The 430-nt window shown below is 41.6% G+C and carries 1 pseudogene; it reads right to left on the reverse strand.

Annotated features, from left to right (window positions below):
* A pseudogene (locus GFC01_RS18315) lies at positions 1 to 430 on the reverse strand (nicotinate phosphoribosyltransferase); the annotation flags it as partial.

Genomic DNA, 430 nt, shown 5'->3' on the forward strand with positions numbered 1-430 from the left:
GTCCTGCACGTAGGCTTGAATCGTTTGAATATCTGGATTGTCATAGACAAGTTTTCCTTGATCAAAAATCGGGACGTGAAGATCTTTCGCCACAAAGTTTGTCACGAATTTACTAATAAACGTATGCACAGGATGGAACATTTTTAGTTTATCCTCACTATGAACATCTTCCTCTTCAAGTGCAATGTAGTCGCCCTCAGAATGATGATTCAATTGATTGATAATCCGGTACACACGTTTACGGCCTGGTGTTGTCACTTTCTCTGGGTTGGATGAAATTTTGATGGTATCATTCATTTTGCCGTTTTCTTCAATGGACACCAGCTTATATACTGCACCGAGGGCTGGCTGATCGAATGCTGTGATCAGTTTTGTCCCAACACCCCACACATCAATTTTGGCGCCCTGTGCCTTTAAATTCATAATGGTG

This window comes from Desulfofundulus thermobenzoicus (genome assembly GCF_009428905.1).
Lineage (GTDB): Bacteria > Bacillota > Desulfotomaculia > Desulfotomaculales > Desulfovirgulaceae > Desulfofundulus_A > Desulfofundulus_A thermobenzoicus.